18 protein-coding genes are annotated in these 24,429 nt (G+C 41.8%); 17 read left to right on the top strand and 1 reads right to left on the bottom strand.

What is annotated here, in order from left to right; all coding sequences use genetic code 11:
* Positions 1–16: 16 nt before the first annotated feature.
* From ACESQI_RS09235 to ACESQI_RS09165, 15 genes are all read left to right on the top strand, one after another.
* Entirely contained in the window at positions 17–550 is a 534-nt protein-coding gene (locus ACESQI_RS09235; RefSeq protein WP_007486379.1) for a hypothetical protein, read from the top strand.
* A complete protein-coding gene (locus ACESQI_RS09230) occupies positions 547–1,029 on the top strand; it encodes a hypothetical protein (protein ID WP_373125879.1) in 483 nt (160 codons plus the stop codon). Before ACESQI_RS09235 ends, ACESQI_RS09230 begins: the two co-directional genes overlap by 4 nt.
* Positions 1,019–2,587 (top strand): hypothetical protein, encoded by a 1,569-nt coding sequence (locus ACESQI_RS09225; protein ID WP_373125877.1) that lies wholly within the window; start codon positions 1,019–1,021, stop codon positions 2,585–2,587. The genes ACESQI_RS09230 and ACESQI_RS09225 overlap by 11 nt, the downstream gene beginning before the upstream one ends.
* Positions 2,584–5,109: a hypothetical protein gene (locus ACESQI_RS09220; protein ID WP_373125876.1), complete on the top strand. Its 2,526-nt coding sequence runs from the start codon at positions 2,584–2,586 to the stop codon at positions 5,107–5,109. Before ACESQI_RS09225 ends, ACESQI_RS09220 begins: the two co-directional genes overlap by 4 nt.
* A gap of 113 nt (positions 5,110–5,222) precedes the next feature.
* Positions 5,223–8,144 (top strand): hypothetical protein, encoded by a 2,922-nt coding sequence (locus ACESQI_RS09215; protein WP_373125874.1) that lies wholly within the window; start codon positions 5,223–5,225, stop codon positions 8,142–8,144.
* 30 nt (positions 8,145–8,174) lie between these two features.
* Positions 8,175–9,335 carry an XkdF-like putative serine protease domain-containing protein gene (locus ACESQI_RS09210; protein WP_373125872.1) on the top strand — a complete coding sequence of 387 codons (1,161 nt, stop codon included), beginning with the start codon at positions 8,175–8,177 and terminating at the stop codon, positions 9,333–9,335.
* Positions 9,336–9,358: 23 nt separating this feature from the next.
* On the top strand, positions 9,359–10,651 hold the full coding sequence (locus ACESQI_RS09205) for a hypothetical protein (protein ID WP_370866184.1): 1,293 nt from the start codon (positions 9,359–9,361) through the stop codon (positions 10,649–10,651).
* 99 nt (positions 10,652–10,750) lie between these two features.
* Positions 10,751–11,323 (top strand): hypothetical protein, encoded by a 573-nt coding sequence (locus ACESQI_RS09200; protein ID WP_289291345.1) that lies wholly within the window; start codon positions 10,751–10,753, stop codon positions 11,321–11,323.
* A gap of 81 nt (positions 11,324–11,404) precedes the next feature.
* Positions 11,405–12,187 (top strand): hypothetical protein, encoded by a 783-nt coding sequence (locus ACESQI_RS09195; RefSeq protein WP_373125870.1) that lies wholly within the window; start codon positions 11,405–11,407, stop codon positions 12,185–12,187.
* Between the two features lie 7 nt (positions 12,188–12,194).
* Positions 12,195–15,455, top strand: coding sequence for a hypothetical protein (locus ACESQI_RS09190; RefSeq protein WP_373125868.1), 3,261 nt, complete (start codon positions 12,195–12,197; stop codon positions 15,453–15,455).
* 13 nt (positions 15,456–15,468) lie between these two features.
* Positions 15,469–15,768, top strand: coding sequence for a hypothetical protein (locus tag ACESQI_RS09185; protein WP_373125866.1), 300 nt, complete (start codon positions 15,469–15,471; stop codon positions 15,766–15,768).
* Between the two features lie 204 nt (positions 15,769–15,972).
* Positions 15,973–16,275: a DUF4286 family protein gene (locus tag ACESQI_RS09180; RefSeq protein ID WP_195661358.1), complete on the top strand. Its 303-nt coding sequence runs from the start codon at positions 15,973–15,975 to the stop codon at positions 16,273–16,275.
* Positions 16,272–16,838: a crossover junction endodeoxyribonuclease RuvC gene (gene ruvC / locus ACESQI_RS09175; protein WP_002561125.1), complete on the top strand. Its 567-nt coding sequence runs from the start codon at positions 16,272–16,274 to the stop codon at positions 16,836–16,838. The genes ACESQI_RS09180 and ruvC overlap by 4 nt, the downstream gene beginning before the upstream one ends.
* Before the next feature lie 47 nt (positions 16,839–16,885).
* Entirely contained in the window at positions 16,886–18,883 is a 1,998-nt protein-coding gene (pulA, locus tag ACESQI_RS09170) for a type I pullulanase (protein WP_373125864.1), read from the top strand.
* A 5-nt stretch (positions 18,884–18,888) separates the two neighbouring features.
* The gene (locus tag ACESQI_RS09165) at positions 18,889–20,343 is read left to right on the top strand and encodes an ATP-binding cassette domain-containing protein (protein WP_373125862.1); all 1,455 of its coding nucleotides are present in this window, start codon (positions 18,889–18,891) and stop codon (positions 20,341–20,343) included.
* A 129-nt stretch (positions 20,344–20,472) separates the two neighbouring features.
* Here ACESQI_RS09165 and ACESQI_RS09160 read toward each other — a convergent pair whose 3' ends face one another.
* Entirely contained in the window at positions 20,473–22,293 is a 1,821-nt protein-coding gene (locus ACESQI_RS09160) for a PAS domain-containing sensor histidine kinase (protein WP_373125953.1), read from the bottom strand.
* 212 nt (positions 22,294–22,505) lie between these two features.
* Between ACESQI_RS09160 and gpmA the strand changes: the two genes are divergently transcribed.
* Positions 22,506–23,252: a 2,3-diphosphoglycerate-dependent phosphoglycerate mutase gene (gene gpmA, locus ACESQI_RS09155; RefSeq protein ID WP_303071069.1), complete on the top strand. Its 747-nt coding sequence runs from the start codon at positions 22,506–22,508 to the stop codon at positions 23,250–23,252.
* Between the two features lie 52 nt (positions 23,253–23,304).
* Entirely contained in the window at positions 23,305–24,357 is a 1,053-nt protein-coding gene (locus ACESQI_RS09150) for a class I fructose-bisphosphate aldolase (protein WP_007486405.1), read from the top strand.
* The last annotated feature ends 72 nt before the right edge of the window (positions 24,358–24,429 follow it).

Below are 24,429 nucleotides of genomic sequence, written 5' to 3'. Positions count from 1 at the left end.
TCAAAAAATTCTAAGAATGCAGATAGTTAATTTCTTTTATGAGTTAGCCCGGCAGCATAAACAGATTAAAGGGTTTATGTATGGAAAGAACTACGAGAAAGGCGCGGCAAACGAGGCACACCCGTTAATGTGGCTTGACGATCCCGTATACGGTCAGTCGGTAAATCAGACCCTCCGTTATACCGTCAATGTGGATATACTCGGTATTCCGAATACGGATAAGGAGGTAGTAGACGTACAAACAGGGGCGTTCAACGTGGGGCTGTCAATCGCGGAAAAGATCAAGCAGACCCGAGGACAAACCGGGTACAGTATAGACGATTTTAGCTTTTTATCTCTGCGGGATTACTATGATAATAACGCTGCCGGTTTTCGCTTCACTTACACGATCGTGCAGGCGAATCCGGTTGACAGATGTGCTGATGATTTCGACCCGGACAAAGTTTTTCCAGAGAGAGAGGCGTTACCCTGTTTTGAAGTGGATAACCCAGACGGGTGCGCCATATTTAACGATAAGACGGGGCTTCCCAATTTTAAAATAAAGGTATGAGCAGGGAGGGGGTACAGCTGGCGATTAATAAGATAGCCGACGATTTGTTAGCCCTGGCAGCGGCTATCTTAGAAGATGATACGATAAGTACTAACGATAAAGTAGGTAGAAATACATTACGTGATAGCGCGTTGAAAGGCGATCTGGAAACAACGGTAAATGCGGTAGCCGGTAACGATCCTGTAATAAAGGCGCTGTTTAATCACTACGTTATATATCTGGAATGGACGCGGCCCCCGAAGTACAAAAAGAAGCCTCCTATAAGCGTTCTTAAAGACTGGGCGGCTAAAAACGGCATACCGACCGACGTTGATACCTTGTACCGGATATCGTACGCAATATGGCGGGACGGACATAAGGGGCGCCCTATCTTCGCTACGATCGACAAGGAGTTAGACGGTTTGTTTATGGGAGACTGGGCAGACAAACTGTTTAACTCAATAGTGGATGATTTAGATAACTTCTTTAATGATAATTAAATATATGGGATACGTTTCTAAAGATATAGCGGTAATAACCGAACCAAAAAAAATATCACTTACCGGCTCGCCTAATTTTGTGATATTTGAAAGTAAGCCAGTCACAAAACGTTATTTGTGGATAGAGATAGGGGTAAAGGTCATTCCTTCGATGGACCTGCCTTCGGTATCCGTATTACAAATATCTGACTCTTACGGTAATACACGTGTTTTTAAAGGTACTACTACCGCGGAAGAAGCGGGTGGATACGTCTTTTTTGTTTCGGACGATACTTCTGATACGGCAGAGAATCTAAGGCAGGCTATGATGTCCGATGATTGGCTTAGAACGAATTTTGAAATAGTTATTCCTTTCGTGTCTTCTGTTGACAGTGTTACTAATGGGAGCCGCATAACCATACGGAGTAAGGACGCCGGAAAAGAGTATAATATGACAATATCCGGAAACAGTACGGGCTATACTATCGACCGTATAATCCCGGATTCATACAGTAATGATAGTATCAGTGGAGATAATGCTACAGCTGAGATCGAGTTAGATATATACGACAGTCCCCCCGATTTATTCGGGGTGGAAACGCCTCCGACCAATGCAACGTCGATGGGGGAGTACATAACAAGTTTGAGTAAAACCTATTCGGGTACCCCTTTATGGTTTGAACTAAATTCCCTCTTTTCTCAATACGCCGAACGTTCTACCTTTCCGGAGTCCCCCGGTTGGTTTGGTACGCGAACCCATCACAAATACCGTTTCCTGGCAAAAGTAAAGGGAAACAATTCTTTTTATTTCTACTGCTCGAGTGTCTTGTATGTGCTTAACGGTTACGGTCCAGTCTTTGAGGAATTAGACCTTACTCCATATGTGTACAACGGGGACGTCGTTAAGCTGTTAACTAATAAGCCATTGACGAAATATGTTAGAGGGCAAAGGGAGTTTTTAAACTTTGTGTGCTACTCTAAATTCATTGGTATACGGTTCCGCATTGCATATCAGGTATACAGTACCGGCCATTTATACCTCGGTACCGTATACGGTCAGGAAAGTATAGATAATACGTTGGTTCGGACATGTCGGTTAGACATAGACGCTGCTTTGGACCTGTATCCTAATGCGGGGATTGTAAAGGTAGCACTTGCAAAAGGAGACTTTTTAATTTCCGATTTTTTGGAATACGAGATTATACCGGAGTGCTTACACAGGCTCGCCCAATTTTCTTTCATCAATCGTTTAGGGGGATGGGATAACGTGAATTTTGATGCGCCCGTTCAGGATGAGGCTCGAAATGAGGTAGAGACCTACGATAAGACTTTAACACCATACATGAAAAAAGGAGACAGCTTAGAAACTGTATATAGCGCTAACTTAGCGAATACCTTTACAGTAGAGGGGGTACCGGTTAGTGATGAGGTGGCGGAGTGGCTTAAAGAGATGGCCGCGTCTACGGTCGTCGTTGACAATGACGGTAACTATATCATTGTGGAAGAATTCACACTATCGAAAACCGCCGATAATTTTAATATGCAAAGACCAACTATTAAATACCATTTGACCGAATGATAGTAATAGAATTATATATAAATGGAAAACTCTGTGATTTGCCGGGTACTTTTAATATCCGTATAAATCGTCAGTTTATAAATCCGCAGCAGCTCACTTTGAAAGACGCCCAATACAGTTATAGTATTACTTTACCCCCCACTTTCAATAATAATTCGATACTCGGTTTCATTGGAGTAGAGGAGGTCGTTAATAAATTTAATAGGCGGTATAACGCTGAGTTATCGGTTAATGGGGCACGTATTTTCAAAGGGTATTTCAGACTTTCAGAAATAGGGTCTACCGGGTACAAAGGAAACTTATATACACCTAATTCTAAAACTTCAAAAGATATGTTCCCCTCTGAAAAATGGGAGGATATGACGGGCTATTATATAGATTTCGGGCTTTTCAGCGAGTCGGTAACTGCAGCGAATACTAAAGCGTTAGAAGGGGCACAGCCCGCTATATTCCCTTATGTATTATACGGTTTACTTCCGAAAGTCGATCGTGACGGATACGGAGAGCGCGACGAATGGGACAGTCGGGTATCATTGTCCTGGGATGATGTGCCTCCCTCGTTAAATATTTCACTCCTTTTAAAAAAGGTCTTTGAAATAAAGGGGATGTTATTGACCGGGGATTATCAAACGGACAAGTATTTAAACAATATATATGTAAGCTATAAGAATGATCCGACTTATGAATTACCGTGGAATTACCGTAACAGCTCAATTATTGTAGCCGGAAAATGGTTTAGTGTCGATACGACAGGCGGAGAGTATCGCAATTTTGAAAAGAATCTATTGTACACTGATAACAAAGAGTCGGTCTCTGCGATGATAACGGGGGGAACGAATAACGAGATAACTCAGGTAATAGATAACGTTGGTGTCGTTGACGATGGGGCGATAACTGTCCCCGTGTCCGGGTACTATAAAGTGCGATTGTCGTATGACTTACAACTTCATACGGGAGGGCAAATGCGGGGACAAGTAGACACAGATACGGGCGTATGCCATGTAACTACCGGGTCACTTCAAAGGCGTGTCTTTGAAGTGCGATTGATGCGGGGGATTAATAGCCTTAACGATTTGTCTGACTTGGCCTTAGATAGCACCTTATATCGGAACAATCTTCCACAAGAACCTAATTCACCGAAAAGGTACTACCCTGTTAACGGAACGTCTCTAATTGTTGATGAGATGCAGGACCAACAGTTAGTTTTCGGCGTGACTACCGGAAGCGGGGAACAAGATAGCGTATATCGTAATCCTACTTATAGTGGTATACAAAGCGCGGTACTTTTGAAAAGTCCTTTTTTAAGTTGGTCAGAGGATGGAATACTGGAAGCTGATAAACGGGCGTTCTCCCTTTTCCCTAACGAGGGGTATTACCTGGTGGAAAACGGAATAACAGAAAGCTCGGATAAGTTTAAGATAGAGGTTGTCAATGGGCCAGGAAATTTTTCCCCATCTTTATCTGATACTGACGCGTCGGGAACTGTGGAGGTTATCGCCTGGCTGGATAAGGGAGAAAGGCTGTCTCTTATATCTGTAGTTGAATGCCATGATACGATAATCGGAAGTGAGTCAGTTCCTGCGGTATCATCTCACCGATACAATTATAGGATAGAGCTGATCCCGTATCGTTCCGATAGAGGGTGGATACCGGCCTCTAATCTGGAAAACGGGACGTTACCGATATTAAATTGGGAGGACGCCCCGACTTTTGAAAGTGATCGCATTGACTTGTTTAAGTTCATGCCGCAAAATGAGAAGGTATCGGACTTCATAGATAATCTGTGTACGACATTTAATCTCCGCATAGTGGACGCCGGAGATAATACTTTCTTTTTGGAGAAGGGTGTCCCTAAGATTTGGAACCAGTATGTAGATTTGGATGGAATAGGGGCGGTGGCAAAGAGAAGTAATTCGGCATTGAATCTACCATCTCAATTTATCCTATCGTTTACAGTAAACGAAGACGAAGAGGGGTATTACGTTAATGGAAATACGGGCGTTTCCGGCTCTATTACTACTGGCGCGATCGAGGGAAACCCTACAGAACAAAAGAGCCCGTTTTCATATAACTGGTTTAAGAGAATTAAAAAAGATAAGGCCTTTCTCGATTTACCCGTGATATCTAAACACGAGGTTTGGACGGAAGACAGGGCGTATAAAGACGCAATGGAAGAAAAATATACCGATTTGGCACAAAGATTCTGGTTTTATGGTGGTGTATTTAGTGCAGATATAAACGGAAAAAGCGTATTTCTTGCTAAAGTAACTAATACTAAAGGGTTAATATTAAGTTATGAGAACAAGAAATTTACTATTCTGGATTTATATTTTGCCACCCTTGTAAACGCGGATTCTCACTATACTGAGATAGAATGTTACTTAAGTCCTGTTCACTACGAAATGCTGAAAAATTATAAAAAGGCACTATTTAATCACGACATATATTATGTAGCGGAGCTATCTGGATATGATCCGACGGGACGTAATAAAACAAAGGTCAAATTGATAAAAAAAATTTAGATATGGCTGGAAAGAAAGAATATACTCTAATCATTAATGGGGTAGAAAAAAATATTAAGGATGTAACCACGTTAAATGACCTGTTAAAGAATCTGGATACGACTGTAAAGGGCGTGTCGGGAAGTGCGGGGACCGCCCTGGCAGTCAGTAAAGGGCGTGCGAAAGCCCTGACGGAAGAGGAGAAGGCGGCCAAGAAGTTAGCAGATACCGAGCGTAAAATACAGGCCGTACGAGATGGGGCGACCGATGCGCAGATAAGGGCTAACCAGGAGTTGAGAGAAGCTACTCGGGAACAATCACGGAAAATACAGGCCGACCAACTGGCGGAAGATAGTATAAAGCGGATGGGGATGCAGCTAACCGATCTGCGTAGCGAATATGAGAGCCTGAGTAAAGCGCAAAGGGACGATGTGACCGTAGGTGGGGAATTACTACAGCGTATACAGGAGTTAGACGCAGAATATAAATCCCTGAGAGAAAGTACGGGAAACTTTCGCGACAGTGTAGGAAACTATGAAAAGGCGTTAAACGGGTTGGGAAAACTGTCTGATGGCGTAGATGGCATTACAAAGTCCACTATGGGGTTGGCTCAAACCCTTTTATTATCTAATACGTTAATGGGGCTATTCGGCAAAGAAAATGAAGAAAGCGCGGAACAGGCTGAAAGGCTTAATAAGATACTCGCTCTTCTTTCCATCGCCGAACAGGTTAACACGAATCTTATACGGGAGAGTATCGTGCAAAATAAACTTGCGGCTGTTACGGATTCTATACGGGCCGTTCAGTTAAAGGCAAAAACGGCCGCCGAGGTTGCAAGTACAAAAGGTACAATCGCTGCGACGGTAGCGCAGAAAGCCTTTAATTTGGTTGCTTCCGCTAATCCGTACGTAATACTTGCATTAGGATTGGCCGCGGTTACCACGGGATTATACGCTTTCGTTTCTGGAAACACTAAGGCGAGAAAAGAACAGAATAAACTAAATGGCGAATTGTCAACTACTGTTAGACTACTTAATCAATTAGACCGTGATATGGAATTGGCCGCGGCCATAGCGGAAGCAGAGGGAAAAAGCGAGGAAGAGATTATATTAATAAGACGAAGATCGGCCCGAGAAAGAAGAGAGCAGGCAGAAAGGTTGTATGATGACATAATAAAAAATGGTAACGCCACTAAAGAGCAAATATCGGAAGCTGAAAAATTAATGAACGAGGCGTATGAAAGGGAACGAGCCTTAAACGATCAGGCTACTGTATTAGAAGTAAAGAACAGAAAAGAAAGGGCGGATAAGGCCAAAGAAGCGGTAAAAACAGAACTCGACGAACTAAGAGCGGCCGAAGACGCTCGGCTGGATTTAATGCAAAATAGCGTTAAGAAAATAGAGGTTACATACGACCGTCAAATAGAAGACTTGCGTAAACGTCTCAGCACAGAGACAGACCTTACTAAAAAAGCTCGCGAAGCGATTAACGACCAGATCGTTAGTTTGGAAAAGCAGAAGAATAAGGAATTACAGGATTTGCAAGACGAACAAACGGCAAAGACGTTAGAATTAGAAAGGCAGGTAGAGGACAGCCGGATAGCTTTGATACAGGATGAAACAGAACGTCGTCGAACCGAAATTAACTTGCAATACGATCGTGAAGTTGAGGACCTGAAAAAGCGTTTGGAAAAGGAAAAGGATTTAACGGAAGAACAACAGAAAGCAATAAATGAGCTTATTCTCAATGCGCAGGACGCACGCGCGAATGAACTGTTAAAGCTGACTTCCGATGAACTCGCGGTACGTGCCGATCTCGAATTGTCTGCTATAGACGATATGTACGCACAGATAGAGAAAAAACAAAAGATTGTACGAGATAAGGACGATACAGGACTTATCGACGTGGACGCCACTAAGAACAATCTAAGAGAGATAAATTCGTCGTTAGATGAGTACATAAAACATCTCACCGCTTACCAGGCGTCTTTAACTGAAGCACATAAAATCGCATTGACCGGCCTACAAAAAGGGTCTGTCGAATATGAGAGGGAGGTTCAGAGTTATGCCCGTGCAATGGAAAACATATCTGACCGTATCAAGACTGCGCTCAAATCCCAATCGGACAACACTAAGCAGGCTACGGAAGTACAAGCCGATTATTACAAAGAACTGTTAGAAAAGATAGGGAAGTATGCAGAGGAGGTTTCTCAGGCAGTTAGCGCAGTTACTGACACTCTAAACGCTAATTTGCAACTACAGTTAGACGGACTTAATGAACAACTGGATATCATAAATGAAAAATACGAGCAAGCGCAAGAACAACGGGAAAAAGCCGCGCAAAAAGTGGAAGAATTAGAAGAACGCCTAAGAAACGCCACCGGGAGTACGGCCGCGGCATTGAGTGAACAACTTAACGACGAGGTACTTGCACGGGAAAAGGCGGCGAGGGAAGAAGAAAAGTTAGCAAAGGAGAAAGAAAAACGAGAAGCGGAAATTGCCGAGAAGGAGAAGAAAATGCGACGTAACGATCTTATTTCCAACATAGCGCGGGGGATCGCGGATACCGCTTCGGCCGTTATAGGCGCATTGGGTAATAAACCGTGGGGGATATGGAATATAGCCCTCGCCAGTCTTGTCGGTACTATGGGGGCTGCACAGGTAGGTATTATGTCGGAACAACTATCTAAGCTGGAAAAAGGGGGTGAGATCAACGGGCCCAGCCATGCAAACGGCGGTGTTCCTATATTGATAAGCGGTGTTCCTACCTATGAGGCCCAGGGGGGCGAGTTTATGATAAACGATAAAAGTTATCGCGCCAATAAGTCATTGGTAAATTTCATAAATGACAATCCTCGCCCCTTGTTGTTCTCCGATCTCATAGGAGTGTTACCGGGTAATACAGTTCCGTCGGTGGTTTCTGATGCGCCCCTGTCGCAAGAATACCGGATAATAGACGCGATCGAAAATATGGAGATAAAACCGGTTGTGTCTGTAACTGATATAATTGACGCGACGGACGAGGTAGTAACCGTTCGTGATTTAGCAGGGTTTTAAGACGAATTTATCGCAAATTGTCTTTATTGCATGAAACCTAAGATACCAGTATACGAGTGTAAAATAATGGGTACGGACAACACAGGGATATTCGCCATATCGTTTGTCGACATACCCGCCAATGAGTGCAATTTTGTAGCTCTTCACAAGCAACGCCCCGTAAAACTCGCTTTAGACCGGCAAAAGCAGATTTTAACGGGCGTTGTCCTCATACCCGATCAGTTAATATACCGATACGATGATGCGTTAGGGGAGTATTATATAAAATTCACTGCGCAGGATATCGAAAAGATAGCCCAAAAAATGATGAAAACCGGTTTAGCTTTAAGTACTACTACTCACCAGCATGAAAAACCGCTAAAGGGCAATTATCTAACGGAGATATGGCTTGTTTCCGACTCAAAAAAAGACAAAGCGGCGGCATTGGGATTGGGTGAACTCCCGCCGGGTACGCTCGTAGCTTCTTATAAGATCGAAGACTCTGCATATTGGCGTACAGAGGTCTTATCTGGTAACGTTAAAGGCTTCTCATTAGAGGGAATATTTAATTTTAATAGTGTAAAAATGAAAACAGTAACAAAAACGGCCGCCCAGCTTGCAAAAGAGCAGGCCGCGGCAAAGAAAAAGCCGAAGGGTAAGTTAGCTGCCGCGCTCGCGGCTATGTTTGGCGTACTAATGGAAGGTGAAACCGAAGCTGCCGCCGAAGATTTAGTAGACGAAGCCGCCAAAGATGAGGTAGACGCGGGCGATCCTTACCTTATTTTCGACCTGGCGGACGGGGGCGAAGTGTGGGTAGACGCTGATGGTTTCGCGACACTCGATGGTGAGCAAATGCCAGCGGGGGAACATGCATTATCGGACGGTAATTTTCTCGTCATCGATGATAGCGGTATGATGGTAGTTACACAACCGGAAGCCGACGGAGTAGAACCCGAAGCCGCTGCGGCCGAACTGGCTAAAAAAACGAAGATGGCTAAAGCTCGAGCAAAACAATACCTATCAAAAGCCGGGGGGAAAGAAGCGCAAATCGCACGCCTTAAGGCGCAAATCGCAGAATTGGAAAAACAGCCGAGTACAACGCCTGCGGAGGCCCCCGTAGATGGTGGTGGTAAAAAGCCCGAAGAGATGACGTACACCGAGAAGATGGCCGCCGTTATCCGTAGCCGGAATGAGAGAAGGAAAAAGAAATAATAACCGAAAAAACGTGTATTTAAATGGCAAACATGTATAATATTAACGGCCTTAGTTACAACGCACAGGAGAATCCCGAATGGTTTACCCGTGCAATGTTCGGTGGCCGCCTGGTACAGGGCGGATATATTCGCGTGCTGACCGGCATTAAAGGGGACGAGCTTCTGAGTATGATCGATCTCGATAATAAAATTTTGCAGATCGACGGAAAAGATTGTGCGTGGACCCCTAATCAAATTATTAAACTGTCTGACAAGAAGGCTAAAGTAAAGACCTATAAAATCAATCTCGAACAGTGTATTGACGAACTGGAGAACAAACGTACTCTTTACATGCTGTCTCCGGGTGCGAAAAACGAAAGTCTACCTCCTGAACTGGAAGAGGCTACTTTACAACTTATCGCGATCGGTCTTAGCAACGAAATCGAGGAAATGATAATCGGAGGGGATGAAAGTGTAGACCCGAACCAGTTTAACGGTATGGAGAAAACGCTTTTGGATTCTACTCAGGCGGCTAAACTGGTCGGCGCTGTTATCACAAAAGCGAATGTGTTGCAAACTTTTGAAGACGTGTATAACGCCGTATCGGAAGACGTGTTACAAAGTGAAGACGCTGGTACCCTCTATATTTTCGGATCGTATAGCACCCGACGTATCTTACGTGCTGCGCTCGCTGACAAAAATAATCAAGTGTTGGCGGAAGCCTGGACGGTGGACGATACCGACAAACGCAATCCGCGTATATACTATTTGGGAGTAGAGTTTGTACCGGTCAAAGGTATCGGGAAGAATACCCTTATCTGTATCGATGGTACTAACGCCTTCCTGTTAACGGACCTTCTTAGCGATCTGGACGAGATCGAAATGGGTCAATTCCCGAAACCTAACGATAGTAAGGTGTGGATTAAGGGGCGTATGCGTTTAGGCTTTGTGATACCGTTTGAGGACGAGGCTGTTATCTGGTCTGACAAGGTTAAGACCGCACAGGAGGCGGGGCCCGGTAATAACGACTTGGCGATAACTCCTAACTCGCTTGTGTTCTCAGCGGCGGGAGAAGCAAAGACATTCACGGTAGTAACTAAAAAAGGTGTGACTCCCGAAGTTAATACTGCAGTAGATGGCTTTACCGTAAAAGCTGGTGAAACATCAGAAGCCAACGGCGTTAACGTAACTACCGTAACTGTGACTGCTACCGACAATTCAAGTGGAATTAATCCACGCGTAGGGCAAGTACGTGTAAATCTCCCGGACAGTGATCGGGGCGCGGTAGTAACCCTTAACCAACGTACGGAGGATATAGACACCGTTTTCCCTTAAGGCCCTGGGTACTTGAAACCGGGCGTTGGAATGAACGGGGCGCTTGGTACGCCTGGGGCATTTGGAAATCCGTAAAAAATAGAAATAAAAAGTATAAAGATGGGAAACTGTAAATTGACAAAAGGGTTGGGCGGAAAGAAATGCGAGTACGTATTATCCGGCGTACGGGAAACTTTCTTAGCCAATTACTATCCCCCGGCAAACGGGGATGCGGCGGTAGACGGTGCGATCGCCTATAAATTCGGTACCGACGGAGATATAGAAGGGATTTTTTTGCCGGAAGGTGAAAGTTTCTTTCCTATAAAGGGGGCGGACAATACAACCTCTTACGCTGACGCCTTGTTAGTCGGTGGGAATGGAGGGAAATACCGTCAACACACACTTAATACCGTAATCGAACAGGATGATGTAGATATTATTAATGAGGGAGACGCGTTGAGTTTAGGACGGTTTATCGCTGTTGTCGTTACCGTTAACGGGTCCATTAAAGTACTCGGGCGTACTGGTGGTCTAAGCGCCCCGGCAGGTGGATTTGATTACGCAAGCGGCGCAGCCGAAGCGGACGCTACCGGATGGACTACGATATTACAGGGCGCATCTACCGAGATCGCTCCCTTTGTAAAAGATCGAAGCGTCATTACCCCGATTTATAAGGAGACTATTACGGAGTAAGTAACTTGTGACAATTAAAAAAGGGCGGTAGATGATATCGCCCTTTTTTGTCTTTATGATATGAAATGTAGAATACATAATATGAAACCGCCGTGCAGCTACAGCCCGGACGGAATTACCGATGTTCGTGTACTGGACTTCGAAGACTTTAGAGGTTTCAGATTTGAAGGGGACGGACTTTACTCCAATTGCCTTGTATCCGATATTCTAAGGGCGGGGGATTTTGTAAAGGTGGCGTCTTCTGAAAATACAAAATATAATTCAACTTTAAAAAATAGTATCTATACTCATACTGTCGAGACATTTATCCCGGATATATCCGCCGATTTATTATCCGATCTCCATTTGTCTACGAAAAGGAGGTATATCGTTCAATTCCGCGGTACGAGCGGACGTTATTTCGTATTTGGTAAAGAGGCTGGTGCGGGTGTTACATACGCCTGCCAAACCTCCGACGGATTCGGGGCCTTAGTAACCTTTAGCGCTTTGTCTTGCTATCCTCTTTTTGAGACTTCTTTTAAAACGGGAAATTATATACGTATCGTACCTACGCGAATGATTATAGAAAAGCCCGTTGATAATTTATCTTTTATATTGGAAAGTTCGAACCCCTGGAAACTGATAAGTGGCGTTCCACAGTTTGTAACACTGGATCAGATAGAGGGAAACGCTGGCGATTTTCTAATAACGGCTACCGGTATAAAATTAGGTGGGGAATATATTACTTTCCAAAATGAGGTTACCATGCAAACCGCGACCGTATATATAGCAAATATTGACGGAAGACCGTGGATATTGGAGGACGGGACGTGGAACGAATTGGGATTCTGGTACAATACTGGCTTATGGAATTATAAAAAATAAAAATAATATGGATGCACTAAAAAAAATTACTGAAGGAATGACCGGACAGGAGTCTGCGCAAATTATCTATCAAAATGATGTGAACTCTTTAACGGACTATATCGTGTCATATCTGCACCCGACGGAGGGCGAGAACGGTACTAATGTATATACTTTGAATACGGCGGTAGCTAAAATACCGCAAGACATAAGAAAAGAGGGAATGACGTGTACATTCTTATCAGAAGAAGGTTGGCGCTCATATAAATATATCGGGGCCACTATCGATGGCGAGGACTGGAATGTAACAGATAATTGGGTAGCGGTTGTTACAGAAAAAGAGCTATCCAATATAAATGAAGAGGTAGAAAATCTACAAAGGGACATGGGTAATGCGTTTACTCAGAACGGCTTTATCTGGACGTTTGCAGGTACTAAGGTGGATATAGTTTTCAAAGACAATGGAAACACCTCTATTGCATTCCCTGAGCAAACAGTCATATCATACGGTAATACCTCTGTTATCTGCGATATGGGTATAAGTATGATAGAAGTTCCCGCAGCTACTAAAAATCTGTACCTCGTATTCAATATTAGCAAAGGGAAAGTGGAGGTTGTCACGGCGCAGAATCAGATGAACGGAACCGTATTACTTGGATGGATCAGTAACGAAGTTAAGACCGCATTCCTTAAGTGCAGCGATTACACAGTTAACGGTAAATCTATGAATCCGACTAATTATCTTCTTGCGTCTGACATCATAGACGGATTAATATCTACTTCTGTGGATAAACCTTTGTCCGCGAATATGGGTAGGATTCTATCTACTCAGAACGGTATGATGCAAACCTTAAGTCGGGATAAGATTGTTAACGTGAATTTTAGCAGTTCAGATCAATCCGTTACCATATCTTTACCGTCAGGACTCTATTTATCCTACGGAAATAAAAGAATCGCAGACACAGCAACGACTAACGGTCAGGTAATAACTGATCCAATGACTGATCTTAGGTGGAAATTTTTAGTCTATGATTTGGGCGAGAATCTCTATAAATTGGTAGACTCCGTAAATCAAATGAATAATTCGGTGTTAGTGGGTTGGATTAGTCAATTTACTAAGACAGCAATATTAAAGTGTGATAATTACACAGTTGATGGCGTCTCTCAATCTTTCAGTAGCTACATTCCTAAAACTGATATAGTCCACAATTTAGCGACTACTGACGCAAATAAGGTATTAGGAGCGGATCAGGCTATTCAGTTAGCTACTCAAAACGGTATGATGGAGGTAATATCCACTAACAAAAGCGTTAACGTGGATTTTAGCGATACTGATATATCCGTCACTATATCTTTACCGTCAGGACTCTATTTATCCTACGGAAATAAAAGAATCGCAGACACAGCAACGACTAACGGTCAGGTAATAACTGATCCAATGACAGCAGGCAAATTAAGATATTTGGTCTATGATTTAACCGAAAACCAATATAAATTAGTTGGTTCTGTGAATCAAATGACTAATTCAGTGTTGGTAGGGTGGATTAATCAGTATTTTAAAGAAGCAATTTTAAGATGTAACAACTATTTTGTAAATGGCGTTTCTCGATCTTTCAGAAACTATATTCCAAAATCCAATATCGCCCATGATTTAATTACTTCCGACGTAAATAAGGTATTAGGCGCGGATCAGGCTGCTATTTTAGCAACTCAGAATGGTATGATGCATATATATACCGGCAGTTCATTTGTTTCCGTTAATTTCAGTGAAACAGATACATCGGTAACTATCTCTTTACCAAGAAGACTACTATTGTCGTACGGAAATACGAGAGTTGGAGATTCGGCTACCGATACTGGACAGGAGATCATTGATCCAATGACAGACGATAAACTTAAATATTTAATCTATGACGTAAGTGAAAAACAGTATAAATTAGTAAGATACTTAAATCAAATGTCTGGTGTGCTCGTTGGGTGGGTAAATTCGTATTTTAAGGAAGCTGTACTAAAATGCAATAGGTATTCTGTAAACGGTAAGATGATAGACAATGATAGCCTATCGGATACATTATATGCAAATATTCCTACTACGATGATTCAGCTGAAAAAAATTGCTGACGGGGGATATATAACTATCTATTTAACGTCTTTATTTGATACAGAAGTAACAATAACAGGAGGGCATGTTTCTTCTGGCCCTACAGATAAAGGAGAAACATCAATAGGTATAAAAAAGGGAGTGAGTACTTATTTATATTTTTGGGCAATAGAATCTTATGCCATTGTAGAGGCAAAAGGAGTATATAGTATAGTTGTCGGTTCTAACCTTTCTAATTATAATGTATATCAAAGTATAAAGGATTTTGGAAATTCATTGACATACTTAATCGCAAATAGTAATCCCGGTATCTACGGTGAAGTAAAGGATTTTAATAGAAATATGACTAATATTAGTATCGGTGATGGTACTAATTCAAGACCAAATATATCCGGTGATTTTAAAGACCTTCCGAGACTTTTAACATATTTACAGATGACAAGTCCACTAATAAATATTGGTGGTAATGTTTCCGATTTACCAAGAAAATTAACCTTTCTGTATCTTAATACTGGTTCAGGTTCTAATATTACTGGCAATGTTTCCGATTTACCTCGTAGTTTGGAAGTAGTTCAAATGTACAATTTAACGAGTGCGTTTACGGGAAATATAATAGATGCACCTCGTATGTTAACGACTTTATTATTATCTGGTCCAAGTTTTATTATATCTGGAAATGTAACCGATCTACCACCTCTTTTAAATGTTATTAATATTTCTGGAAAATCGACTATATCGGGTGACATATTAGACCTTCCTAAGCAACTAACATCTGCTGTTCTTGCAGGAGAGTGTAGTTTAAAAGGACGTTTAGCTGATTTACCAATAGGAATTATAGCATTTAATATAAAATCGACAGATGCTAACAATCAAATAACGGGAGATATTAGTAATATACCCAATAAAACAATGGTATTTTTAGAGTTATATGGGCATTTTAATGTTACATTTAATGGTGATTTTCCCCTGTCGGATAAATTTTATAATTTCAAGTTAGCTCCTGAAATAACATCCCCTATTGACTCTACAACAGTTGACAGTATACTTATAAAATTAGCGGCTATTGCAGGGGAGAGAACGGGAACGAGAACGATAGCTCTAACCGGTGCATGTGATGCACCTACCGAAGCGTCACAAGCTGCGATCACATCGTTACAACAGAAAGGATTTACGGTACAAACTAATTAAAAAGAATAAAACTATGATAGTATTAACAAAACCCTATGTTCTTATCTATAACGATGGGACAGTACAAGCGATCATTAAAGAGAATAGCGGTAAGGTATATCCTTCCGCGAATTCCGAGTACGCAGAATTCGATACTGAATCGGAAATGAACGATTTTATCGAGAAGAACAAATTGGAAATTCCAGATTGGGTGTTAAATCCGGAATTACAAATACCGGAAGAAATGATACCGGAACCGGAGGAAGAGGGGACTCCTGATTTAATTCCCGAAGAAACTGACGACCCGGACAGCCTTATACAAGAATTGATATAAAATTGCTATGAAAAAATAAGATTTAATCGTATGTTTTTGATTTATAGAGTTTTATATGGGTCTAAAAATTAGCCAGATGAGCTAACCCCCCAATTAAGTTACGTCAACGATTGCAGGCTTTGTTCCGTTTTCGTGGCGCAAATATAATGCATTATTCTGAAATAATTGCTATGTTTGCGGTAAATAATAATCAAAAAAGAAAATATGCTTATCTATAATACAACCTTTCAAGTGGATGATGAGATTCACGATAATTTTTTGATATGGATCAAAGAATGTTATATCCCTGAAATAGAGAAACATGGAGCGTTGAAGTCACCACGTCTTTGTCGGATACTAAGCCATCGGGATGAGGGTACATCTTATTCTTTACAGTGGGAAGTGGAGAGTAGTGGAGTGTTGCATCGCTGGCATTTGGAGCAAGGGGTGAAACTGAATGAAGAATTATCAAAAACATTTAAAGATAAAGCTATTGGATTTCCTACACTGATGGAGGTAATACAGTGATACAGCCGGTCAAAGAAAAGATAATTCTGGGCATTGATCCTGGTACTACCATTATGGGATATGGGATTTTGCGAGTAACGGGCACAAAGCCTGAAATGGTTGCTATGGGAGTTATCGACTTGCGAAAATTTGGTGATCACTATTTGAAACTTAGACATATACACGAACGTGTATTAAGTATTATTGAGAGTTATTTGCCGGATGAACTGGCCATTGAGGCACCCTTCTTTGGGAAAAATGTACAGTCGATGCTGAAGCTTGGACGTGCGCAGGGAGTGGCAATGGCAGCAGCATTGAGCAGAGATATTCCGATTACGGAGTATGCTCCGCTGAAAATAAAAATGGCAATTACAGGTAATGGTCAAGCGTCTAAAGAGCAGGTGGCGGATATGTTGCAACGAATGCTCCATTTGGCAAAGGAGGAAATGCCTGTCTTTATGGATGCTACAGACGGATTGGCAGCAGCTTATTGTCATTTCCTTCAGATGGGACGCCCTACGATAGAGAAAGGTTACCACGGATGGAAAGATTTTATAGCTAAGAATCCGGATAAGGTGAGGTGAATGTTTTAAAAACAGGAAATTTGAATTTTAAATATATTAAGGATACTATGAAGTTTAATTATCTGGCAATAATTGGAGTGACAACAGTTGTGGCAATGAGTTGTACTCCTGCAAAAAAGGAATATACTTCTTATGAACTGTACCCCGTACGTTCGGGAAATCTGACGGAGATGGAATATACACCTGCTGCTACAAAGTTTTCTCTTTGGGCTCCAACCGCAGATGAAGTACGGTTGATGTTGTTTGAGGCCGGAGAAGGTGGGCATGCTTATGAAACAGTGCCATTAGTATCGGGTGAAGAAGGTACCTGGACGGTTACAGTGGATAAGGACTTACTGGGGAAATTTTATACTTTCAATGTGAAAGTGAATGATAAGTGGTTGGGCGATACCCCCGGAATTAATGCCAAAGCGGTAGGTGTGAATGGTAAACGTGCTGCAATTATCAATATGAGGGATACCGACCCTAAAGGATGGGATACAGATACCCGTCCGGGATTGAAGTCGCCGGCGGATATTATTCTTTATGAGATGCATCACCGGGACTTTTCGGTAGATTCTGCTTCGGGGATTAAGAATAAAGGAAAATTCCTTGCATTGACAGAGCATGGTACAATGAATCCTGATAAATTGTTGACGGGAATAGATCATTTGATAGAGTTGGGAGTGACCCATGTACATCTATTGCCATCTTATGATTATGCTTCCGTGGATGAAACAAAGCTGAACGAGAATAAATATAACTGGGGATATGATCCTCAGAATTATAATGTACCGGATGGTTCATACTCTACTGATCCATACAATCCAGCTGTACGTATTAAGGAATTCAAACAGATGGTGCAGGCTCTGCACAAAGCAGGTATCCGTGTAGTACTTGATGTGGTCTACAATCATACATTCAACACGGCCGACAGTAACTTTGAACGTACTGCCCCCGGCTATTTTTATCGTCATAAGGAAGACGGAACATTGGCCAATGGTTCCGGTTGCGGGAATGAGACTGCAAGTGACCGTGCCATGATGCGTAAATATATGATTGAATCGGTATTGTACTGGATTAATGAATATCATATCGATGGCTTTCGTTTTGACCTGATGGGAATTCACGATATAGAGACAATGAACGAGATTCGTAAAGCGGTGGATAAAGTAGATCCTTCTATTTATATATATGGAGAAGGATGGGCGGCTGAGGCTCCTGAATATCCGGCCGATTCGTTGGCTATGAAGGCAAATGTGCATGAGATGCCAGGCATTGCTGCATTCTCAGATGAATTACGCGATGGGTTGAGAGGCCCTTTCAATGATAATCATAAAGGTGCATTCCTCGCTGGGCTACCCGGAGGAGAAGAAAGTCTGAAATTTGGTATCGTGGGAGCTATCCAACATCCGCAAATTAATTATGATTCGGTGAATTATAGTAAGGCACCGTGGGCATTACAGCCTACCCAAATGATTAGCTATGTATCTTGTCACGATGATATGTGTCTGGTAGATCGTTTGAAATCAAGCGTCCCGGAAATTACTCCGGATTTATTGGCACGTTTGGACAAACTGGCTCAGACAGTAGTATTTACTTCACAAGGTGTGCCTTTTATTCAGGCAGGCGAAGAGGTCATGCGTGATAAAAAGGGAGTACACAATAGTTATGAGAGTCCGGATTCTATTAATGCTATCGATTGGAAACGCAAAACAACAAATAACGATGTGTTTACGTACTACAAACGGTTGATAGACTTACGCAAATCACATCCTGCTTTTCGTATGGGAGATGCTGATCTGGTACGTAAGCATCTGGAATTTATTCCTGTAGAAGGTAGTAACCTGGTGGCATTCCGTTTGAAAGATCATGCTAACGGAGATAAATGGGAAGAGATTGTTGTGGCCTATAATTCACGTAATACTCCGGCGAAGTTGACGGTACCGGAAGGTAAATATACAGTAGTTTGCCGTGATGGAGCAATTGATAGCCGTGGTATGGGAATGTTGTACGGACCAGAAGTTACTGTTCCTGCACAGTCGGCATTGATAATGTATAAATAAGACAGATGATACAGAATACTATTAGTATAGCGGGGGGCGTAACACGCAACCCGCTTATTCGTTTGGCACAACCGGTAACGGTGGCACTGTCAGCAGGAGAACATATTGCTGTGGTGGGACCTAATGGAGGTGGAAAGAGCTTGTTGGTGGATACGCTTTTGGGAAAGTATCCGCTAAAGGAAGGAAGTTTAGTGTACGACTTCTCTCCGTCTGTTACCAATACGGTATATGACAATGTAAAATATATTGCTTTTCGTGATACTTATGGGGCAGCGGATGCCAATTATTACTATCAGCAGCGTTGGAATGCGCACGATCAGGAGGATGCACCCGAGGTTCGTGAAATGTTGGGAGAGATAAAAGATGAGGCTCTGAAACAGGAATTGTTTGAACTGTTTCGCATTGAACCAATGCTGGATAAGAAGATAATTCTGCTTTCGAGTGGGGAATTAAGAAAGTTTCAGCTGACAAAAGCGTTGCTTACTTCTCCACGGGTACTTGTTATGGATAATCCTTTTATAGGATTGGATGCACCTACGCGTGAACTGCTTTTCAGTCTGCTCGAACGTCTTACGAAGTTGTCGTCTGTACAGATCGTTCTCATACTATCAATGTTGGACGATGTACCTTCGTTTATAACTCACGTTATTCCTGTAGATCATTTGACTGTGTATGATAAAATACCTCGTGAAGACTATTTGGAGAGATATCGCGAACATGCGATCGAAGAATCGTTCACAGAACTACAGCAACGTATTATTGATTTGCCTTACGAAAGTACGAATTATGATTCGGAAGAGGTCGTAAGATTAAATAAAGTCAGTATTCGTTATGGAGACCGTATTATTCTTAAAGAGCTTGACTGGGTTGTACGTCGGGGTGAAAAATGGGCGCTCAGTGGAGAGAATGGTGCAGGAAAGTCTACTTTGCTCAGTCTTGTTTGTGCCGACAATCCACAGTCGTATGCTTGTGATATCAGCTTGTTTGGGCGTAAACGCGGTACGGGAGAAAGTATTTGGGAGATAAAAAAGCACATTGGTTATGTGAGTCCTGAAATGCACCGGGCTTATTTGAAAAATCTGCCTACTATTGAGATTGTGGCAAGCGGATTGCATGATAGTATCGGACTTTATAAACGTCCGCAACAGGAGCAGATAGCGATATGTGAATGGTGGATGGATATTTTCGGCATTGTCCGGTTAAAAGATAAACCTTTCCTGCAGTTATCGAGTGGTGAACAACGCCTGGCATTATTGGCACGTGCATTTGTTAAGGATCCTGAGTTACTGATTCTGGATGAGCCACTTCATGGACTCGATACATTTAATCGCCGGCGAGTGAAGAAGGTGATTGAAGCTTTTTGCCGTCGACGGGACAAAACGATGATCATGGTGACACATTATGAGTCTGAGTTACCGGATGTAATTTCAGATCGTATTTTCTTGAAAAGAAATAGATAAGAATAGGGTTCTCTTTTGGATTCTTCAAGTTATGAATGGAATTTTAGTGGATAGAAGAGCAATGTTTACTTCTTTCAGGTGTAATGAATATTTGCGACTTCTATCCACTAAAATATGTCAAAGCGTTATTTAGTTTAGCGGGTGAGTGAACCAAAAACAAGAACCTTTACCCGGTTCTGATTCAAGACCAATTTTACCGCCTAATTGTGTGACAATGCTTTGACAGATGGAAAGTCCTAAGCCGGTACCCGGAATAAAAGAATTGAGCTTGACGAAGCGTTCGAATACTTCTTTTTGTTTTTCCGGTTCAATGCCGATGCCTGTATCTTTTACATAGAATTTTACTTCTTTCTCACAAATTTCATATCCCAAAGTAATGCTTCCCTCCGAGGTGAATTTCATAGCATTGGTCACGAAATTCATTAATACCTGATGTATTCTGTTTCTGTCGCTTATAATATGTAGTTTGGGTAAGTTTGGAGCAATACGTAACTCTACATTTTTTTCAGCCCTGATTCGCAATGTACTTATCAGGTCGACACAGAGTTGCCGTACTTCCATTTTTCCCAGACACATTTCAACAGTACCGGATTCTATTTTGGACAGGTCGAGAATGTCTGAAATTAACTGTAACAGTAACCGGTTGTTTTCTTCTATGATATCTACATATTGCTTCTTTTCTTCTGAGTCGGTAGTTGCTTGTAACAAGCTTGAGAAACCTATAATTGCATTTAGAGGCGTACGTATTTCGTGGCTCATATTGGCTAAAAAGGCTGATTTCAGATGGTCAGACTCTTCTGCTTTTTCTTTGGCCTTAGTAAGTTTCATTTCAGTTTCTTTGAGTTCGGTAATATCAAAGTTAATACATAGCATCTCTATGATATTATCCTGTGGACGATAGTTCCTGACAAGCACATTCACGCGTGTCCATGTGTAATGGCCGTCTTCCCGGCGAATACGAACGTCCCGGCATAATTTCGAAGCAGTACCTTTCACTACTTCATCAAGGAAGTTGATCATTACGGCACGGTCTTCAGGATGAAAATGAGAATGAATGCCGATAATTTCTGTTAGTGGGGTACCCTCTTTTTCTCCTACATTCCTAAACCAGCTTTTCAGTGCGTATCCATCCCGGCTTAATCCGTCAAAATGTGCATACCCCACTTTAGCATAATCGCCAACAAGATCAAAGAAACTTTTAAACTCCTGGATTTTATTATATGCCAGTGTATCTTCGGTTTTATCTACGTTGATTAACAGGTAGTTTATGGGATTCCTGTTATTATCATACAGAGTAGTAACCTTTGTCATTAAATCTATCGTGCCTTGGCTCTGCTGGGATTTATAATATCCATTCAATTTGGAGAACTCATAACGGAATGTGACATCTGCGTCCTCGTGATTTCTTACCTTTTCTTTTATCTCTTCCGGAAATATGGGGTTATCGAAAATATTGATTCCTAAAACTTCTTGTTTTCCGGGAATATGAAATAAATCCAACTCTTTTTTATTGAGGTCTATCAGGTAGCCTTCTTTGTTATATAGTTCGATACCTACCGGAAGGTTTTTGTAAATATTATGCAGAATGCGTTCACTGTTCTTCAGCGCCTGATAGGCAGTAGTCATATTAGGCCCGTCTTGTGCCTCGGCGATACCATATATTTTTGTATTTCCTTCTTCATCAGTCTCCTCGAAACATTTTTTACTACGTATCCACACACTGCCTTTGGGAGTGTCAAGAAGGTATACTTCTTCAATCGTTTGCTGTATTTCAATGGAAGAAAGTGGACTGGTATGATTTTGGTCTTCTTTCAAAATACGTTTATTGAAGTCTTCAAAACTGATGATTCCGTCACTATCGAGTCCTAATATGTTGGAAATGAATTCGGAGCAGATATAACTTTCAGTTTTTAAATCGGCTTCCCACCATCCCATATTTGCTTTGTTCATCAGCTTAAAGAAAAATTCGCTGTCTGACTGTTTGTTCGTCTTCAAAGTGGTATCTTTTTATTCGGTGTTTTTTAACGCTGTAAAAGTACGCATTTGAATTGAGAAAGGAAATAATAAATCGGTATTTTTGGGTATTGACAACTTTATCTGTTATAGTGAACTTTGCTCTTGCTAAAAGTGTTGTATACTAAAACAGAAAGGAGTAATGATAGATGAAAAAAATAGTTTTGCTTCGCCACGGAGAAAGTGCGTGGAATAAAGAGAATCGTTTCACCGGATGGACAGATGTAGACCTTACGGAAAAAGGCATTGCCGAAGCCAACAGAGCAGGTGAGTTACTGAAAGAAAATGGTTTTAATTTTGATAAAGCCTACACCTCTTATCTTAAGCGGGCAGTGAAGACATTAAATTGTGCATTGGATAAGTTAGATCAGGATTGGATTCCGGTAGAGAAAACCTGGCGTTTGAATGAGAAACATTACGGTGCATTGCAAGGATTGAATAAAGCTGAAACGGCTGCTAAATATGGCGATGAACAAGTGTTGGTTTGGCGTCGTAGTTATGATGTAGCTCCTCATGCATTGGCAGAAGATGATTCGCGTAATCCTCGTTTCGAAAATCGCTATAAAGAAGTTCCTGATACCGAATTACCCCGTACGGAGTCTCTTAAAGAAACCATTGAGCGTATTATGCCTTACTGGAAGTGTATCATTTTTCCAAATCTGAAAACCGCTGATCAGTTACTTGTTGTAGCCCATGGAAACAGTTTACGAGGGATTATCAAACATCTGAAACATATCTCTGATGAAGATATTGTGAATTTAAATCTTCCGACAGCAGTACCTTATGTTTTCGAGTTCGACGATGATCTCAATCTGGTGAATGATTATTTTCTGGGTGATCCTGAAGAGATAAAAAAACTGATGGAAGCAGTGGCTAATCAGGGCAAGAAAAAGTAGTTGGGGTGCTAACTTTTAACTACTGGTTTTATTAATTTTAAAAAACAACATTATGAGTAAAATAACAGATTTATTGGGTGACAAGGCCGCATATTACCTTGACCATACTTGCAAGACTATAGATAAATCGATGATTCACATTCCTTCTTCCGAAACGATTGATCGTATTTGGATAGATTCAGACCGTAATATACAGACTTTACGTAGTTTGCAAACGATTCTCGGACATGGTCGCCTGGCCAATACCGGTTATGTTTCTATTCTTCCTGTTGATCAGGATATTGAACATACTGCGGGTGCTTCCTTTGCTCCGAATCCGATTTATTTCGATCCGGAGAACATTGTGAAACTGGCTATTGAAGGAGGATGTAACGCCGTAGCTTCTACCTTTGGTATATTGGGTGCTGTGGCACGTAAGTATGCACATAAGATTCCTTTTGTGGTGAAGCTGAATCATAACGAATTATTAAGCTATCCTACTACGTATGATCAGGTACTGTTTGGCACTGTGAAGGAAGCCTGGGAAATGGGAGCTGTAGCCGTAGGTGCTACTATTTATTTCGGTTCAGAACAGAGCCGGCGTCAATTGGTGGAGATAGCCGAAGCGTTTGATTACGCCCATGAATTAGGTATGGCAACTATCTTGTGGTGTTATTTGCGTAATAGCGATTTCAAGAAAGATGGTGTGGATTATCATGCTGCTGCTGACCTTACCGGACAGGCTGACCGCCTTGGTGTGACTATCAAAGCTGATATTGTAAAACAGAAACTTCCTGTAAACAATGGTGGCTTTACTGCTATCGGTTTTGGTAAAACAGACGAGCGTATGTATACACAGTTAGCTTCGGAACATCCTATTGATCTTTGCCGCTATCAGGTAGCCAATGGCTATATGGGACGCGTTGGATTAATAAATTCCGGTGGAGAATCTCATGGTTCTTCCGATTTAAGAGATGCCGTAGTTACAGCTGTTGTTAATAAACGCGCCGGAGGTATGGGGCTGATTAGTGGACGTAAAGCTTTCCAAAAGCCTATGAATAAAGGTGTCGAATTATTGAATGCCATTCAGGATGTTTATCTTGATCCGGCGGTGACGATAGCGTGATAAATAGTGATGAGTGATTAGTGATGAGTGATTAGTGCCATGCGGCATAATAGCGTAGCCACTAATCACTCA

It is taken from the genome of Bacteroides sp. HPS0048, from assembly GCF_964240755.1.
Taxonomy (GTDB): Bacteria; Bacteroidota; Bacteroidia; order Bacteroidales; family Bacteroidaceae; genus Bacteroides; species Bacteroides nordii.
The sequence above is the reverse complement of the archived record's forward strand: the minus strand, read 5'-3'. Positions and strand labels throughout refer to the sequence as shown.